The 19,264-nt window shown below is 42.4% G+C and carries 13 protein-coding genes; all 13 read left to right on the forward strand.

What is annotated here, in order from left to right; genetic code table 11:
• The first annotated feature begins 2 nt into the window (after positions 1-2).
• The gene (locus BET01_RS08560) at positions 3-995 is read left to right on the forward strand and encodes a DUF4340 domain-containing protein (RefSeq protein ID WP_120196383.1); all 993 of its coding nucleotides are present in this window, start codon (positions 3-5) and stop codon (positions 993-995) included.
• 489 nt (positions 996-1,484) lie between these two features.
• On the forward strand, positions 1,485-2,738 hold the full coding sequence (gene uvsE, locus BET01_RS08565; RefSeq protein WP_120196384.1) for a UV DNA damage repair endonuclease UvsE: 1,254 nt from the start codon (positions 1,485-1,487) through the stop codon (positions 2,736-2,738).
• A 358-nt stretch (positions 2,739-3,096) separates the two neighbouring features.
• A complete protein-coding gene (gene leuB, locus BET01_RS08570; protein WP_120196385.1) occupies positions 3,097-4,185 on the forward strand; it encodes a 3-isopropylmalate dehydrogenase in 1,089 nt (362 codons plus the stop codon).
• A 95-nt stretch (positions 4,186-4,280) separates the two neighbouring features.
• Complete coding sequence (gene ilvD, locus BET01_RS08575; RefSeq protein ID WP_120196386.1) at positions 4,281-5,942, forward strand: dihydroxy-acid dehydratase; 1,662 nt, start codon at positions 4,281-4,283, stop codon at positions 5,940-5,942.
• Between the two features lie 16 nt (positions 5,943-5,958).
• A complete protein-coding gene (gene ilvB / locus BET01_RS08580; RefSeq protein WP_120196416.1) occupies positions 5,959-7,638 on the forward strand; it encodes a biosynthetic-type acetolactate synthase large subunit in 1,680 nt (559 codons plus the stop codon).
• A 31-nt stretch (positions 7,639-7,669) separates the two neighbouring features.
• Positions 7,670-8,755 (forward strand): 3-phosphoserine/phosphohydroxythreonine transaminase, encoded by a 1,086-nt coding sequence (gene serC, locus BET01_RS08585; protein ID WP_120196387.1) that lies wholly within the window; start codon positions 7,670-7,672, stop codon positions 8,753-8,755.
• A gap of 25 nt (positions 8,756-8,780) precedes the next feature.
• On the forward strand, positions 8,781-9,944 hold the full coding sequence (locus BET01_RS08590) for a phosphoglycerate dehydrogenase (RefSeq protein ID WP_120196388.1): 1,164 nt from the start codon (positions 8,781-8,783) through the stop codon (positions 9,942-9,944).
• Between the two features lie 9 nt (positions 9,945-9,953).
• The gene (locus BET01_RS08595) at positions 9,954-11,198 is read left to right on the forward strand and encodes a DUF1015 domain-containing protein (RefSeq protein ID WP_120196389.1); all 1,245 of its coding nucleotides are present in this window, start codon (positions 9,954-9,956) and stop codon (positions 11,196-11,198) included.
• Between the two features lie 159 nt (positions 11,199-11,357).
• Positions 11,358-14,054: a GH36-type glycosyl hydrolase domain-containing protein gene (locus tag BET01_RS08600; RefSeq protein ID WP_120196390.1), complete on the forward strand. Its 2,697-nt coding sequence runs from the start codon at positions 11,358-11,360 to the stop codon at positions 14,052-14,054.
• Positions 14,055-14,089: 35 nt separating this feature from the next.
• Positions 14,090-14,524 carry a cupin domain-containing protein gene (locus tag BET01_RS08605; protein ID WP_120196391.1) on the forward strand — a complete coding sequence of 145 codons (435 nt, stop codon included), beginning with the start codon at positions 14,090-14,092 and terminating at the stop codon, positions 14,522-14,524.
• A 33-nt stretch (positions 14,525-14,557) separates the two neighbouring features.
• Positions 14,558-16,276, forward strand: coding sequence for a sensor histidine kinase (locus BET01_RS08610; RefSeq protein ID WP_158585008.1), 1,719 nt, complete (start codon positions 14,558-14,560; stop codon positions 16,274-16,276).
• Entirely contained in the window at positions 16,269-17,825 is a 1,557-nt protein-coding gene (locus BET01_RS08615) for a response regulator (RefSeq protein WP_158585009.1), read from the forward strand. The genes BET01_RS08610 and BET01_RS08615 overlap by 8 nt, the downstream gene beginning before the upstream one ends.
• Positions 17,826-17,934: 109 nt before the next feature.
• Complete coding sequence (locus BET01_RS08620; RefSeq protein ID WP_120196394.1) at positions 17,935-19,245, forward strand: ABC transporter substrate-binding protein; 1,311 nt, start codon at positions 17,935-17,937, stop codon at positions 19,243-19,245.
• Positions 19,246-19,264: the final 19 nt, after the last annotated feature.

Here is a 19,264-nt window from a genome sequence, read left to right on the forward strand (position 1 = left end):
AAATGAAGAAGAAAAAAGGTATGATCTACAGTGCCTGTACCCTTATCCTTCTCTGCGCCCTTTATGTAGGGGTAAATTTCTATCTAACTGGTACGGAAAAAAAGGAGAACGAGAAAAAGGAAGCAGATAAAACTTACATGACAGATCTCTCTGATATCCAGGCAGTGTCTTATGATAACAATGGGCAGGAATTATCCTTTACAAAAAAGGACGGAGTCTGGAAATACGACAGCGATGACCGTTTCCCGGTGAAGCAGGTTCAATTAGAGGCTATGGCTTCTACGGCTTCAAAGCTGGAAGCGCTTAGAAAGCTGGAGGGAGCAGATGCCTTAAGTGCCTATGGCCTGGATAAACCCATTCGAAAAGTTGAAGTAACCGCAGGTGATGGAAAAAGATCCGTGATTCTTATTGGAAATGGAACAGAGGATGGGAATTATTATGCGGTTATTCAGGGAGAAAATACGCCTTATTTGATTAGCTCCTCCCTTTTTAGTGAGACAGAAGGTGGACTTAATGAAGTTATGGCATTAGAAGAATTTCCTGCAATTCAAGGGACCGATATCAAGACCATCACCATTACACAAAATGGTACCACCAGTCATTACTTGAAAAAGGTGACTGATAAGGCTGATAAAAGTGATAAGGACGAAACCATTGAATGGTATAAGGACTCTGTTGATTCTGAAAGCAACAAGTTAAAGGAAAATTCCCCCTTAAATGTTCTGGCTGATTCCATAAGCGGTTTGAAGGTGAAGAGCTGTGCCGATTATAAGGCAGAGGAGAGCCAGCTTGGTAGCTATGGGCTGGAGAAACCTTTGGCGGAGATCAATTATACTTATGAAAAGAATGGGAAGGAAGAGACATTTCATCTGTCCATAGGATCGCTCAATCAGGACTCTACTGCTTATTATACAAGGACGGAAGGTTCTTCTTATATTAATGAGATTGATAAGGCTTCCGTGGATAAGTGTTTGAATGTGGATAAGCAGGTGTAGTTGTTTTTATAGATGAAATTATGGGACGGTTATGCAATTGATGCTATGAGATATGATATTGTTAGAAGATGTAGTGGAGTATGTTTTTGAATTGTAAATCATATGTTGCAGATAACTTTATATCTCGGTCATCTAAGAGGAGTAGTGCGAATCATAAGTGAATGTAAAATCACTAAGAGATTCGCACTCTTTTTATTTTATAGGAAAGTTCTACGAACTCCCCTATAAAATAAAAAGCACTCCGTGCAGGATGCACATGACGCTTAAGAGGAAGATGTCACTAAAGTGACAGCGCGTCAGCGCCAGAGTCTGACAAGTCAGACTCTTTCTTGTTTAAAAATATTCAAATGAAAACGAGTGATATAATTATTTGTTTGTTTAGAGGACATTCTATATTATAATAGTAACAAGTTTTTTGGAGATACTTTATGTGATATGGTTATGTTTTACTTTGGGAGCCAAATTCATGTATATCAGGAGGAAATTAGAGTGTCTATTGGATACGCTTGTCAATTAATAGGAGTTCCGGGGACGGAATTATCAAGATGTATTCTGAAGAATGCCAGTGAAGATAAATTAAGAATTCTGATCGAACAAAATCTAAAATCCTTCGATACTATGTTGGACTATAATATAAAACACGACATTCATCTTTTTCGAATCGGTTCTGATATCATTCCTTTCGGCTCTCATCCATCAAATCAACTAATATGGTGGGACGAGTTTGAAGATATATTTTCTGCAATCGGTGATAAGATTAGAAGCAATAAAATCAGAGTATCCATGCATCCCGGACAGTATACGGTGTTAAATTCTCCAGATCAGGCTATCGTTCTAAATGCGATTATGGACCTAGAGTATCATGATCACTTTTTAACAGCTCTTGGTATGGACCAAACCAGTAAGATGGTGCTTCATATCGGAGGAGTCTACGGAGATAAAAAGGAAGCTTCCAAACGGTTTGTAGAGAATTTCAAGAAACTTTCCGATCCCATAAAGAGTCGGCTAATTTTGGAAAATGATGACAAGAGCTATACAGTAAGTGAAGTTCTTGATATCGCCCATCAAACTGGCTCCCCCGTTGTTTTTGATAATCTCCATAATGAGATCAATCCTTCCATACCAAACCTCTCTGAACAAGAATGGATGCTGGAATGCAGAAAAACCTGGAAACTAGAGGACGGTAGACAAAAGATCCATTATTCTCAGCAAGGGAAAAATTCTCCCGTAGGAGGTCATTCAGAAACTGTATTTCTAAATAACTTTGAAAAATTCTATCCGTTTGTTCCGCCCGATACAGATATTATGCTGGAAGTGAAAGATAAAAACCTTTCAGCCATGAAATGCATAAACGCTATTTACCTCAATGCAACCGCAGCCGAGCTTGAACCGGAGTGGGCAAGATATAAGTACTATGTCTTAAGCCATTCTGCAAGAATTTATACGGAGATCAGGCAACTGTTAAAAGACAAAAAGGCTCCTGTTGCAAAAGAATTTTATACTTTGATAGAGACTGCAATGCTTCTAGAGGAGGATATGGGGGCAGAGGTTAATGCGGCAGAACATGTGTGGGGATATATTAGCAAAGACAGTACAGCCCCGGAGAAAAACCGATATCTAAAACTCCTTAGCGGATATCAAAAGAAAGAAAATACCATAACCCCGATTAAAAAGCACCTATTATCCTGTGCAGTAAAAAGAAATTTAGAGTATCTAATAAACTCCTATTATTTTTATATTTAATATTATTTTAGATAACTCCTTAGAATCAGTCTGAAAGCACCAGTCTGATTCCAGGGAGTTTTGTATTTGTAAGAGATGAGAGGCACCCGTATCACACTGAAATTGTGTACGAAAAGCCACAGATAACCATAAGATCACTTACTTAAAAAGGCTTTGCCTGGCTGTTATTTCACCATTTGATGGAGAAGGAGCCGGGCAGAGTCTTTTTCTTTTATAACCCTGATTCATAGGTTCAATTCCATTCTCATATATAAGTTTCCAGTAAAAATATTTGATTTTAGTTGAAAAATATCATTAAATGTTCTATTATGATAAGAATACATCAGCATAGTACAGTGATATAGAGGGAGAAGATGAGATGAATTACAACATTGCAGTGATCCCTGGCGACGGGATCGGGCCTGAAATCATTGGAGAAGCCAAGAAAGTCCTTGATAAAGTAGGAAGTGTATATTGTCATGACTTTCAGTATACAAAGGTTTTGATGGGCGGTATTTCCATCGACACCTACGGCGTTCCATTGACAGACGAAGCGTTAGAAACAGCAAAAAATAGTGATTCCGTTCTCCTTGGCGCAGTCGGTGGAGATGTGGGAAATTCAAAATGGTACGATGTGGCACCGAATCTCAGACCTGAAGCGGGGCTACTATCCATCCGTAAAGGTCTTAATTTATTTGCTAATATCAGACCGGCTTACCTCTATAAAGAACTGGCGGCTGCCTGCCCCTTAAAGGAAGAGATTATTGGAGAAGGCTTTGACATGGTAATCATGAGAGAGCTGACAGGTGGACTTTACTTTGGAGATCGTTTTACAAAAGAGGTAGACGGAGTTATGACAGCCGTAGACACTCTTACTTATAATGAAACAGAAATCAGACGAATTGCAATAAAAGCCTTCGAAATTGCCATGAAGCGGAAAAAACGAGTGATCAGCGTGGATAAAGCCAATGTGCTGGATTCCTCCAGACTTTGGCGTAAGGTAGTGGAAGAGGTGGCTAAGGATTATCCCAAAGTCAGCTTAAGCCATATGTTGGTGGACAATTGTGCCATGCAGTTAGTCATGAATCCAGGACAGTTTGACGTGATTTTGACGGAAAACATGTTTGGAGATATATTATCAGATGAGGCTAGTATGATCACCGGGTCCATCGGAATGCTTTCTTCAGCCAGTATGAATGAAAGTAAATTCGGAATGTATGAACCAAGTCATGGTTCGGCTCCGGATATTGCAGGAAAGAACATCGCAAACCCCATCGCAACCATTCTTTCTGCGGCTATGATGCTTCGTTATTCCTTCGATCTAGATGAAGAAGCGAAAGCAGTGGAAAAAGCAGTGGAATTGGTATTGCAGGAAGGATATCGGACCGCAGATATTTTATCGGAAGGTCAAAATAAAGTATCCACCACAGAGATGGGAGATTTAATTGCAAAACGGATTATAAAATAATTGCCAATCGTTGCCGGAAGGGGAAGAAAACCAGTGGTTTTTGACCTCTCCCGGATTTCCATATCATCAGAAAACGAAAAAGGAGTGTGCAGCAGATGAAGAGTGACTCAGTAAAAAAAGGAATGCAGCAAGCACCTCATCGTTCCCTGTTTCATGCGTTGGGAATGACAGAGGAAGAGATGGAGAAGCCTTTAATTGGAATCGTCAGTTCATATAATGAGATCGTCCCAGGACATATGAACCTGGATAAAATCACCAATGCTGTTAAGATGGGTGTAGCCATGGCAGGTGGTAACCCGGTTATGGTTCCGGCCATTGCAGTCTGCGACGGAATTGCTATGGGACATATCGGTATGAAGTACTCCCTGGCAACCAGAGATTTAGTTGCTGATTCCACCGAATGTCTGGCAACCGCTCACGCTTTTGACGCTCTGGTTATGATCCCCAATTGTGATAAAAATGTTCCCGGACTTTTAATGGCAGCCGCGCGCGTTAATGTACCCACAGTGTTCGTCAGTGGCGGACCAATGTTAGCTGGTCGTGTGCACGGGCACAGAACAAGTCTTTCCAGCATGTTTGAGGCAGTAGGTGCATACTCCGCAGGAAAGATGACAGAAGAGGAAGTAAAGGAATACGAGCAGAGTGCTTGTCCTACTTGCGGCTCCTGTTCTGGAATGTATACAGCAAACAGCATGAATTGTCTGACAGAGGTACTTGGAATGGGACTTCGTGGAAATGGAACCATTCCTGCCGTATATTCCGATCGAATTAAGCTTGCAAAACATGCAGGAATGGCTGTTATGGATATGTTAGAGAAGAATATCCGTCCTAGAGATATTATGAATGAAAGGTCATTTCGCAATGCCCTGGTTATGGATATGGCTCTTGGATGCAGCACTAACAGTATGCTTCATCTCCCAGCCGTTGCGCATGAGGCAGGCGTGGAACTAAACTTAGAAATCGCCAACGAAATCAGCGCAAAAACACCTAACCTTTGCCACCTAGCTCCAGCAGGCCCTACTTATATAGAAGATTTACATGAGGCGGGCGGTATTTATGCGGTTATGAATGAGATCAGCAAGCTTGGTCTTTTAGACTTAGACTGCATGACAGTTACAGGCAAAACCGTAGGAGAGAATATTAAGGGCTGTGTCAACAGAGACCCACAGGTAATCCGTACCGTGGAAAATCCTTACAGCAACACCGGAGGAATCGCTATATTAAAAGGAAACTTAGCTCCTGATTCAGCCGTTGTAAAGCGTTCTGCCGTGGATCCCCAGATGCTTCAGCACGAAGGTCCAGCACGAGTGTTTGACTGCGAAGAGGATGCCATTGAAGCGATTAAGGGCGGAAAAATCGTAGCAGGAGATGTAGTTGTGATCCGTTACGAAGGACCTAAAGGTGGTCCTGGTATGAGAGAGATGTTAAATCCTACTTCAGCCATCGCTGGTATGGGACTTGGTTCTTCCGTAGCCCTTATTACAGACGGACGTTTCAGCGGAGCTTCCAGAGGCGCTTCCATTGGTCATGCTTGTCCGGAAGCCGCAGTGGGAGGACCCATTGCTTTGGTGGAAGAGGGAGATATCATTTCCATTGATATCGACAACTGCAGACTCGATGTGTTGGTATCAGATGAAGAAATGGCAGCCAGAAAAGAAAAATGGCAGCCAAGAAAGCCACAGGTAACCACAGGATATCTGGCCCGTTATGCGGCCATGGCAGCCCCGGCCAGCCGGGGGGCAATTCTTGAATTATAAAGAAAAGGAGCGGCCTATGAAGACATTGACAGGAGCAGAGATTGTAATCGAATGCTTAAAGGAGCAGGGAGTGGATACCATTTTTGGATATCCGGGAGGCTCGATCCTGAATATTTACGATGCCCTTTATAAGCATCAAGATGAGATCAACCACATCCTTACGGCCCATGAGCAGGGAGCGGCCCATGCGGCGGACGGATACTCCAGGGCAACGGGCAAGGTGGGAGTCTGTATGGCTACCTCAGGACCTGGTGCTACGAATCTTGTAACTGGAATTGCAACTGCATATATGGACTCCATTCCAATGGTAGCCATTACCTGTAACGTAGCCCTTCCTCTTCTTGGACGGGATAGTTTTCAGGAAATTGATATTACTGGCGTAACGATGCCAATTACGAAATATAATTTCATTGTGAAGGATATCACAAAGCTGACCGATACCATACGGAGAGCCTTTGTCATCGCACAGACAGGAAGACCCGGCCCCGTTCTTATTGATATTACAAAGGACGTAACAGCAGCAACCTATGATTATGAATATAAGGAGCCAGAGCCGATCATCCGTCAGGAAGATACCATTACAGAGAAAGACTTAGAAACAGCCCTGACCATGATCCGCAAAGCACAGAAGCCTTATATTTTTGTAGGAGGCGGAGCCATCATTGCTGGCGCAGAGGAAGAACTTTTCTCCTTTGCCCATAAGATCCAAGCTCCCGTTGCAGACAGTCTGATGGGAAAGGGTGCCTATGATGGCACCGATGAGCTTTACACCGGAATGGTTGGAATGCACGGGACTAAGACCTCCAATCTGGGAATCACGGAATGCGACCTTTTAGTCGTAATCGGTGCTAGGTTTAGTGACCGTGTGGTAGGAAAGGCATCTAAATTTGCCCGTAATGCAAAGATCCTTCAGTTTGATGTAGATCCCGCAGAGATCAACAAAAACATTAAGACCCATGCAAGCGTGGTAGGAGACGTAAAATCCATTTTACGAAAGTTAAATGCAAGGCTGGATCCAATCAACCATGAAGAATGGGTGGCTCATATTGAACGATTAAAGGATATGTATCCGATGCGATATGAGAAGAGCATTTTAACTGGGCCTTTTATCATCGAAAAGATCTATGAGATAACGGAAGGAACTGCTGTTATCACCACAGAGGTTGGACAGCACCAGATGTGGGCGGCTCAGTTCTATCAATATAAATACCCCAGAAGTTTCCTTACCTCTGGCGGGCTTGGCACCATGGGCTACGGACTTGGCGCCTCCATAGGTGCCAAAATGGGAGTAAAAGATAAGGTTGTTATCAATGTGGCAGGCGATGGTTGTTTTCGTATGAATTTCAACGAGATAGCAACAGCGACCCGATATAATATCCCAATTATCCAGGTTGTTTTAAATAACCATGTACTTGGGATGGTACGCCAGTGGCAAACTTTATTTTATGGAAAGCGGTATTCCCATACCGAATTGAATGATCAGGTAGATTTTGTTAAGATAGCAGAGGGAATGGGAGCAAAGGCTTACCGGGTAACCAGCAAAGAGGAATTTGAGCCAGTACTTCGGGAGGCAATTGCCCTTAACGTTCCTGTTGTTATAGATTGTCATATACATTGCGATGATAAGGTATTCCCCATGGTATCACCGGGGGCGCCAATCGAGGAAGTATTTGACGCAGAAGATTTAAAGATATAGCCAAGGGCTATGAAAAAGAGGAGGAAGAGATATGAGCAGAGTGTTTAATTTTTCCGCAGGACCAGCAGTTCTGCCGGAGGAAGTCTTAAGAGAAGCAGCAGAAGAGATGATGGATTATAAGGGTTCGGGAATGTCCGTTATGGAGATGAGTCATAGATCCAAGACGTATGAGACCATCATCAATGAAGCAGAAGCTGATCTTAGGGAATTACTTAACATTCCGGACAATTACAAGGTTTTATTTTTACAGGGAGGTGCATCCCAGCAGTTTGCCATGGTTCCGATGAACTTATTTAAGAATCGCGTCGGCGATTATATCATCACAGGAATGTGGGCAAAAAAGGCATACCAGGAAGCTTCGCTTTATGGAAAAGCCAATGCAGTTGCATCTAGTTCCGATAAGACCTTTAGTTATATCCCGGATGTTACGGATCTGCCAATCTCAGAGGATGCAGACTACGTATATATTTGTGAGAATAACACCATCTATGGTACAAAATATAAAACCCTTCCTAATACAAAGGGGAAAGATTTGGTTGCTGACCTCTCCTCCTGCTTCTTATCCGAGCCTGTTGACGTTTCCAAATATGGTTTGATCTTTGCTGGAGCCCAGAAGAATGTAGGGCCTGCAGGCGTAGTCATTGCCATTATTCGTGAAGATCTAGTGACAGAAGATGTGTTGCCAGGTACCCCTACCATGCTGCGTTATAAGACACATGTGGATACCGGATCTCTTTATAACACACCACCAGCATATGGCATTTACATCTGCGGTAAGGTATTTAAATGGTTAAAGAATTTAGGCGGTCTGGAAGCGATGAAAGAAATCAACGAGAAAAAGGCAGCCATGTTATATGATTTCCTGGATCAGAGTAAGATGTTTCAGGGAACTGTAGTGAAAGAGGACCGTTCTCTTATGAACGTACCATTTGTTACCGGAGATGAAGAGCTTGATGCGCTCTTTGTGAAGGAATCTAAGGCAGCAGGCTTTGAAAACTTAAAAGGCCACAGAAGTGTAGGCGGAATGCGCGCCAGCATCTATAACGCTATGCCAACAGAAGGCGTAGAGAAATTAGTGGCATTTATGAAGGATTTCGAAGAGAAACATGCCAAATAGGCAAATGGGAAGGAGACCGGGTCATATGAAAACGATTCATTGCTTAAATGAGATATCCCATCTGGGTACGGCATTGCTAACAGAGGAATATACTCTTACAAATGATATAAAAGAAGCTCAGGGCGTACTGCTTCGCAGCGCTTCCATGCATGAGATGGAATTACCAGAAGGCCTTTTAGCGATAGCAAGAGCCGGAGCCGGAGTGAACAACATTCCTCTTGATGCTTGCGCGGCAGAAGGAATCGTGGTATTTAACACACCAGGAGCCAATGCCAACGGAGTCAAGGAGCTGGTGATTGCAGGTTTACTGCTTTCCTCCCGTGATATCACAGGTGGAATTGAATGGTGTAAGGCAAACGCAGATGATGAGGATATTGCTAAATCTGCCGAGAAAGCAAAAAAGGCATTTGCTGGATGTGAGATTAAGGGCAAAAAGCTTGGTGTTATCGGTCTTGGTGCCATTGGTGCAGAAGTTGCCAATGCCTGCTCTTCCCTTGGTATGGAGGTTTATGGATACGATCCTTTCCTCTCTGTCAATTCAGCATGGGGCCTCTCAAGAAATATCAAACATATCACTTCCTTAGATACCATTTATAAAGAATGTGATTACATCACCGTTCACGTACCACTTTTTGATACCACCAAAGGCATGATTAATAAGGCGGCTTTTGACACCATGAAAGACGGTATTGTGATCTTAAACTTTGCAAGAGACATTCTGGTCAATGAAGAAGATATGAAAGAAGCCTTAAAGTCTGGAAAAGTGAAAAAATACGTGACGGATTTCCCAAATGCGACCTCCGCTCATCTAGAAGGAGCTATGGTCATTCCTCATCTTGGAGCTTCGACAGAAGAGTCAGAAGATAACTGTGCTAAGATGGCAGTGGAAGAAATCATGGATTATATCGATAACGGAAACATTCGTAATTCAGTCAACTTCCCAGCTTGTGACATGGGAATCTGTAAGACAGAGAGCCGTATTGCAGTTCTTCATTTGAACATTCCAAACATGATTGGACAGATTACAGGAACTCTTGCAGCAGGAGATGTGAATATTACGGACATGACCAATAAGAGCCGTGAAAAATATGCTTACACCTTAATTGACTTAGAAAAGGCATCCGATGCGATGAGCATCCAGAAGTTAAATGCCATCAAAGGCGTTTTACGGGTGCGGGTAATTAAATAAGGAGAAACTATGGCCATTGTAAAACCATTTCAGTGCGTTAGACCAGATGAAATATCTGCCCATCTGGTGGCAGCTCTTCCTTACGATGTATACAACCGCAAAGAAGCATGTGAGATAACTGCTTCTAATCCAAAGTCTTTCCTTAATATCGATAGACCGGAAACCCAGTTTAGCGATGACGTGGATACGTATGACAGCCGTGTATATGAAAAAGCAAGAGAGTTACTTAACGCCTGGATATCAGACGGAACTTTAATAAAAGACAGCACAAAAGCTTACTATATCTATGAGCTGATCATGGACGGAAGGGGCCAGACCGGAATCGTGGCCTGCTCCTCCATCGATGATTATGCACAGGGAATCATTAAAAAGCATGAGAATACCAGAGAAGAAAAGGAATTGGATCGCATCTGTCATGTAGACCGGACTGATGCCCAGACTGGTCCTATATTCCTGGCTTATCGTTCCAAAGAAGACATCAACGGAATTGTAACCCGAGTGATTGGAACAAAACCTCTGTATGATTTTACGGCTGAAGACGGTGTCAGCCATAAGATATGGCAGGTAACGGATGAGAAAACGGTTGGTGAGATTGAAGAGGCATTTGTTGGAGTTCCAGCTACTTATATTGCGGATGGACACCATAGAGCCGCTTCTGCCGTAAAGGTAGGATTGAAACGCCGGGAAGAAAATCCAGGATATACAGGGGAAGAACCGTTCAACTATTTCCTTTCCGTATTGTTCCCAGATGAACAGCTTATGATTATGCCATACAATCGTGTGGTAAAAGATCTAAACGGTTTTTCTCAGGAAGAATATCTAAAAAAAGTAGAAGAAACCTTTCTTGTGGAAGCCTTGGGAGGAGAAGCTTGTTCTCCAGTTCAAAAAGCAACCTTTGGCATGTACTTAAATAAGAAGTGGTACCGGCTCACCATAAAAGATTCTTTTTTAACAAAGGATCCGGTGAAAGGGCTAGATGTATCCCTTCTTCAAGATCAACTGCTTGATCCCATACTTGGTGTCAAAGACCCGAGAGTGGATAAGCGGGTTGATTTCATTGGAGGAATCCGAGGACTGAAGGAACTGGAAAAACGTTGTTCTGAAGATATGACAGTGGCATTTTCCATGTATCCTACCTCCATTGAAGAGTTGTTTCAGGTAGCGGACGCAGGTCTTTTGATGCCACCGAAATCTACCTGGTTTGAACCAAAGCTGCGCAGTGGGTTGTTTATTCACCCTTTGAGTGCTATTTAGTAAAATATAATGATGAAAAGAATCCTGATCCACTCAGGGTTCTTTTTTTGATCTTGAAAGTAAAAATAATAACCTTTTTTGCAAAATATTTTGATTCAGTAATCCATCCACATAGGATATAATTTAAGTAACTATCAGGATGAAAGGAAGGAAACTGGGATGAAGTATGAACGATTAGGGGAACAGGGGAATTTTATCATGGAAAATCCAGATTTGGTCAGTGGACTGTATTTTCCACTGGCCAATGAAGCTGGGGTCATGAGCAGTGTATCACCAGATCTTTCAGGAGACAGTAAGATGGATCAAAATTCTTTTTTACTACCGCCTGTAAGCTGTGAAAATCTTCACAATGACAGATCATCCAGAAATATATGGTGCAGAATCAATGGAAAAGAGTTATGGTCCTTGACCGGACGCTCTGCCTGGCAACAGGCGAAGAAGTTTTCAAGGTACAAGGAACCGGTGGTTCTAGAGGCAGGATTCATGCATCATAAGATCACCAGAATCTCAGAAGAAAATGGATTAAGAGCAGAAATAAGCAGCGTGGTTCCTGCCACTGGTGAGACCGTGGAGTTAATGAAAATCCAGATTGAAAACATTTCCTCTGAATATAAGAACTTACAAATGATCACAGCCATTCCTATGTATGCCCGGTCTGCGGATAACATCAGAGATCACCGCCATGTGACCGCCCTTTTGCACCGGATCAAAACAACCGATAACGGCGTGATGGTGATTCCCACCATGACCTTTGATGAGCGGGGGCACAAAAGGAATCATCGCTCCTATGGAGTGTTTGGAGGAAATGAAACTCAAAAGCCTATGGGGTATTATCCGGTTCTTGGAGACTTCATTGGCGAAGGGGGTAATTTAGAAACGCCAAGGGCTTTATGGGAAAGCTGTCTAAACGTAAAGAGTGCCAATTATGAGACGGGTGGTTATGAAGCATTAGGCGGCCTTTGTTTTCCAGAATGTAGAGTAGCCCCTCAGGAAACCATTACCTATGTAGTTGCCATGGGGTATGGTAAGTCAGAAGAAGATTTAATGGAAAACTGCTGTGGTTTCCTATCGGAAACAGCCTTTGATCGGTGCTGGGAGAAAACAAAAGAGTACTGGAAGGAAAAGGTGAATATAAGCGTTCAGACCGGGAATTCTGAGTTTAACCACTGGATGAAGTGGGTGAGCTTTCAGCCCATGTTGCGAAGAATCTATGGCTGTTCCTTTTTGCCCCATCACGACTATGGGAAAGGGGGAAGAGGCTGGAGAGATCTTTGGCAGGATTGTCTCGCCCTTCTTATGATGAATCCAGAAGGAGTCCGCCAGATGTTACTGGATAACTTCGGGGGAGTCCGGTTTGATGGAACCAATGCCACCATAATTGGGAGCGGGCAGGGAGAGTTTATCGCAGATAGGAATAACATCACCAGGGTATGGATGGACCATGGAGTATGGCCCTTTTTAACCACAGAATTGTACATACATCAAACTGGGGACCTTGGCATCTTATTAGAGGAGAAATCTTATTTTAAGGATATGCAGGCGTCTAGAGGAGAAGAAAAGGATTCTCAGTGGAGTGAGAATGAAGGAGAAGCCCTAAAGAAGATCAGCAGTCAGATATATTCCGGTACTATTTTAGAGCATTTGCTTATTCAAAACCTCACTTCCTTTTATGATGTAGGAGAGCACAACCATATCCGTATCAGAGGTGCGGACTGGAATGATGCTCTTGATTTAGCCAGTGAGCGAGGGGAGAGTGTGGCTTTTACCACCATGTACGCCTCCAATTTAGAGGGCATTGCAAATCTTCTGATAGAATTAAACAAGCAGGGCGTAGATTCCTTTGAGCTTTCAGAGGAGATCTTTGTTTTACTTGGACAAAGTGTGTTGATTTATAACGATATCGCCAAAAAGACAGAGATACTGGCTGATTATTGCAGGAAATGCATTCACCAGATTTCAGGAGAAAAAGTTGCTATAAGCGGTGAGAAGTTACAGGAAGATCTGCGGGGGAAAGCGGCTTGGATTTACAATCATATCCGGGAAACGGAATGGGTCACCTCCAAAGAAGGTCATGGCTGGTACAATGGATATTATGATAATTCTGGAAACAAAGTGGAGGGAGAGACTGAGACAGGGATTCGAATGATGCTCACCAGCCAGGTATTTCCTTTGATGTCCCAGACGGCAACGGATCTTCAGGTCAAGGAGATTGTAAAATCGGCAAATGCATACCTGTACCGAAGAGAAATTGGAGGATACCGCCTAAACACAGATTTTCATGAAGTGAAGATGGATCTGGGCAGAATGTTTGGATTTGCCTATGGGCATAAGGAAAATGGTGCTGTATTTTCTCACATGGCGGTTATGTTTGGCAATGCTTTATATAGGCGCAACGCATCAAGAGAAGGGTATGGAGCGCTGATTTCCTTATTTGACCATTGCAATGACTTTGAGAAGAGCAAAATCTATCCTGGAATCCCGGAATATATTGATGCCAATGGAAGAGGCGTATATCACTATCTGACAGGTGCGGCAAGCTGGTATCTTGTTACGGTCATCACTCAAATGTTTGGGATCAGAGGATATTACGGGAATCTAGCCTTTTTGCCCCAGCTATTAAACGAGCAGTTTGATGAAGAGAAGCAAGCATCTGCTTCCATGGAGTTCGCAGGAAGACACCTAAAAATCAGATACAAAAATGAAAGACAGTTAGAACCGGACATCTATCAGGTATCAAAAATTACCATAGATGGAGTTCCTTATAAGCCCCAAAACCAAGAGCAGATGATACGAAGAGAAGATATTATCAGCTTGTCAGAACAGCAATTGCATACCATTGAAGTCACTTTAAATTAGAGTGTGTTTGAATACTCATAAGTAAGGAGTAACATATGGGAAAACTTGGTATTGATATCATTAAGATTCAGCAACAGGGGTATACGCCCCTTGTTGCTTATGAAGCATGGAGAGTTGCAGTGCTCCGGTATTGCCTTGATGTAAGGGTGGATCAACTGGTTACCATGCAAAGGCATCTAAAAACAGATGAGGTGTTTGTTTTGATGGAAGGCAATTGCGTATTGTTCACAGGCGGAGATGGAGAGTATCCAGAAGAGATCAAATGGGTGATGATGGAAAAGAACCAGCTTTATAATGTGAAAAAAGGGGTCTGGCACACCCATGCATTGGACGAAGAGGGGAGTGTTCTCATCATTGAAAATGAGGATACTTCAGATGATAATTCCCCAACGGAAGCCTTAAACGATCATCAAATAGATGCGATTAAAAAAGCCAGTCTCTCTTTTGACAATTTCTTCCAGAAATATTAAAATAGAAGTATTATGAATACAGGGGAGAAAGCCATGGCCGGTCTAATTGAATTATGGAACAACATGAGAATTAAAACAAAAATATTAGTAACATACATAACAATACTTTTTATTTCATTTGTAATCACTTTTTCCGTGATATCGGTCATTAACAGCTCCTATACGAAAAATGAGATCATGAGCGCCGGGACCCAGACCGTCAGTGCCTTAAAAGGCAATCTATCCCTGATTTTTGAAAATGTAACCCAGTTTTCAAACCTTCTCTATTTTGACAAAAATGTTCAGGAGGCGCTGAGACATGTGGACACCGCCTCCATTGATCCATCCATCCAAAAGACCATCAAGCAAAGTCTTGTAAATATGATATTATCAGGAGAATACATTTCAAGCGTGATGATCATTGACTCCTATCATAATACCTACAGCTCCTATAAGAAGTCCCCTAAAACCGTATCCGTTGATCAGATTCAAGAGTCAAAGTGGTATCAAACCATTGGGGAGCACAGGGGAAATGGGTTTTTCATGAAGGGAAGTGAAGGAGTCATTGAATTTTATGGCGATACTCCTTACATCACCTATGTCCGGGAAATTCGGGATGTGAATACCTATAAGCCCCTTGCTATCTTACTGGTAACCGTCAATGAAGAAACCATACGCAATTACTTTGATCAGGTCAGTGATGCCCAGAAAAATGATTTCTATATCATTGATGGCAAAGGAGAGTATATTGTACCGCCAAAGAAGGATCTTGGTCACGAAGATAACAGGCTTGTGATCGCCCAGGATATTGGCATTGAAGATTGGAAGCTGGCGGGTCTGTTTCAATTTGATGATATCACAGCTCTGGCCCCATACTACTCCACTGTAATCGTCCTGGTTATCTGTATTAACATTATCTTTGCTTTTTTCTGTTCCATCATGCTGACTCGCTTTATCTTCCATCCCCTTCAAAAAGTAGAAACTCATATGATGCTGGTAGAAAAAGGCCAGTTTGTAGAGATGGAGGTAAACCAGCAGAAAAATGAAATCAATAACTTAAAGAGGGTGTTCAATCACATGACCACTTCCATAAAGAATCTGATTTTAAAGGTAAAGGAAGAAGAACAAATTATAGCAAAGACAGAGTTAAATCTGCTCCAGGCCCAAATCAATCCTCATTTTCTTTATAATACACTGGATGCCGTATCTGCCCTTGCACTTATGGAGGATTATGACAACTGTTTTAAGATGACCCAGGCTTTAGGTAGTTTTTATCGAAACAGCTTAAACAGCGGAATGGATTTTATCAAAGTAAAGGATGAGATAAATTGCATTCAAAGTTATATGACAATTTTAAACATTCGCTATGACAATGAAATCAAGGTAGAAATCGATGTGGAAGAAGAGGTAATGGATTGTGAGATTCTAAAGCTCTTGTTACAACCCTTGGTGGAAAATGCGGTGCACCATGGTATCAAGCCAAAAGATGGGAAAGGGACGGTCTCTATCCGGGTATTTTCGGATGAAGATGAGATCATTTTCATCATATCTGACGATGGGGTTGGTATGTCGGAGGAGAAGATTGCAGAGGTAATGGAAGGAAGGTCTGTAACAGGAAAATCTGGCTTTGGACTCTATAATCTAATGCAGCGAATCACTCTTTATCATGGGATTAAGCAGCCGGTTCTCATTCATAGTGAGACAGGCAATGGAACCGAAGTGGCAGTCAGAGTAAAGCGAATGGATGCAAAGGGGGAAAAATGGGTTGATTAAGGTACTAATTGTAGATGATGAAAAACTGGAACGTGTCTTACTAAGAAAGGGGTTCCCCTGGGAAGACCACGGCTTTGAGGTCATAGGAGAAGCTTCTTCTGGTATGGAGGCGCTGGAATTTATAAAACACAGAAAACCAGAGTTAATTATAACAGACATCAACATGCCTCATATGGATGGACTTAAGCTTGCGGAACAAATATATTCCCTCTATGAAAAGGTGCATGTAATCATCATCACGGGTTACCGGGAATTTGAATATGCAAGACGGGCTGTCAAGCTGGGGGTAGAAGATTTTCTACTAAAGCCGGTTGATATGAATGAGCTTTCCGATATAACCGCCAGAATTAAACAGAAGATAGGAAAGGAAAAGGCCTATGAACAGGAAGTCGAGCTGTTAAAACAGAACGTATCCGCGGACCAGGATATTTTAATGGAAAGCTTTTTTCAAAGGCTGGTGGAGCAGCGGACCAGTGAAGAAGAGGCCCAAAAGAAACTCTATGCCTATGGCTTTGAAGCACTGTTAGATACCTGTTGTTGTCTTAGTGTTCACTTAAAAGAAGAGGGAGCAGAGGGGGAACTTCACAAAAAGGCTATGAACCTTTTTCGAGAACATCAGGCGACCCAGACCATATCATTTCTTCACTATATGAAAAATATCGTGATATTTTGCGTAGGCAAGAGCGTAGAGGAAGGAAAAGAAATTGCCAGCAGGTTCCATCAAAAGCTTCAGGATCATAACATGTATGTCACCATTGGAATCAGTGGCATTCACCATGGATTTAAAGGAATTGAAAATGCATTTGTTGAATCGGAAAATGCCCTTAGTGCGTCAGTTTTACTGGGAGGCAATCGGGTAATCACATATGAAGAATACCTGCGTGTCATGGAAAAAAATCCTGGTAAGTTGGTGTTTGACTGGGATGAGTTCCTTTTTTCTCTGACCAATGGAATCTCAGAGCGGGTGTGGGAAGGGATTGAAGATTATGTAAATGGCATCAGAAATTCCAAAGTGACGGAACTCGAATATCTCAGGCTGATGACCATGGACTTGATTTCCAAGGCAGGGAGCACTCTTAATAAATATGGGGAAAGTCTGGAACAATTGATTGGGGAAGATGTGCTTTATGAGCAGATACGAGGAATTCAGACCGTAGAGGAATGTCGAAAGTTTCTAAAAGATTGTATGGATCTCATCCTTCATTTCCACAACGGTAAAAAGACAAAGCAAGGCAGTAAAGCAGTGAGTGGAGCGCTTTCCTATATTAATCATAATTTCTGTGACCCCAACCTATCCTTAAAGACGGCCGCAGCAATGGTTTATTCCAATGAAAGCTATTTAAGTAGGGTATTTAAAAAAGAGGTGGGACTAAGCCTCATTGAATATGTGATGAAAAAGCGGATTGAAGAGAGTATTCTCCTCCTTAATACCACAGATTTAAAGGTCTATGAGATTGCGGAAAAGGTGGGGTTTCGGGACTCTCATTATTTTAGTATCTGCTTTAAAAAGCATGTGGGAGTCACCGTAAAGGAATTTAAGCAAAGGTAGTAAAATTTCTAACCTATTGAGTCAAAATATTAAATTGAGTCAGGGGCCAGTTTTCCGTATACTGTTATTAGCATATTGTTTCATGAAAATCCAGGAGGAGGAGCAAGTAATGAAGAAAAGAATGTTAAAAGGGGTATCAGCCGTCATGCTGTCTGCAGCTTTAGTCGTTTCAATGGCTGGGTGTGCAGGCAAAAGCAGTACAGCGCCCGCAGGGGGAACGGGAAATGATAAAGTGGTGTTAAATGTATGGCACCAGTGGTCCAATGACACCAATGAATTAAAAAAGAAATATGACGAAGCCGTAGCAGCTTACATAAAAGACAATCCAAATGTTGAGATCAATACGCAGACTTTGGATACAGAGGCATATAAAACTAAGATTTCAGCAGAGTTTGCAGGAGATGCAAAAGGAATCGATTTGTTTTACTACTGGGGGGCAGGAACCGCCAGAAAGATGGTAAATGCAGATAAATTACTTCCTCTTGATTCTTATCTCACCGATGAGGTAAAGGGAAAATTACTGGAAGGATCAACTGCCGCTTTTGAATACAATGGAAGTACCTATTCTCTTCCTATGTTTTCCTGGTATATGACCTTATATTGCAACAAGGCATTATTTGAGCAAGCAGGAGCAGAACTTCCTGAGACTTATGACCAGTTAGTTACCGCTGTCGATAAGCTTTCAAAGCTTGATGGAGTAACTCCTCTGGCATCTGGAGCAAAAGATGGCTGGAATGCAGCCTTTATCTATCAGGCATTGGCATTAAGGTCTGTAGGTTCGGAAAATATTAACAAGATGTTGTCAGGAAAGGCTCCTTTTGAAGGAGATGGATATAAAGATGCGGCTGATAAAGTCGCGGAATTATACAAGAAGGGAGCATTTGGTGCCAATCCATTGGAGCAAAGTAACGACGATGCCAATGCTGCCTTTGGAAGCGGAAAAGCGGCTATGAGACTTATGGGAAGCTGGTATGCAAACAGTATTTATTCCGATAAAACCGTTACCATCAAGCCTGAAGATGTCGTGGCTATGAAAATCCCTATGATTTCTGGAAAAGGAAATGCAGGCGATTATTGTGGCGGATTCGTAGAGTCCTTCTGGGTCAACAAAAGCACAAAGAATCCAGATCAGGCCGCTAAGTTTGCTATCTACATCAATGAAAAGATGGGAGAAGCAGCCTATGCATCAGGAACTGGTTTTAGCGGTTGGAAGACAGAGGTTGATGATAAGGGCTTAAATCCGCTGTTCGTACAGATCAAGGGTCTTCTTTCTCAGGGAACCACAGCCGTTCTTGCCTGGGATACTTCCTTAGATGCAGAGCCAGCCACCATTCATAATGAGCAAGTTCAGACATTATTCGCACCCAATGCGGATACTGGTGAATTCATCAAAGAACATGAGGCGGCTATTAACAAGTAAGTAAGAGCAAGGGGGTATC

The organism is Lacrimispora algidixylanolytica (assembly GCF_003609635.1).
GTDB classification, from domain to species: Bacteria; Bacillota; Clostridia; order Lachnospirales; family Lachnospiraceae; genus Lacrimispora; species Lacrimispora algidixylanolytica.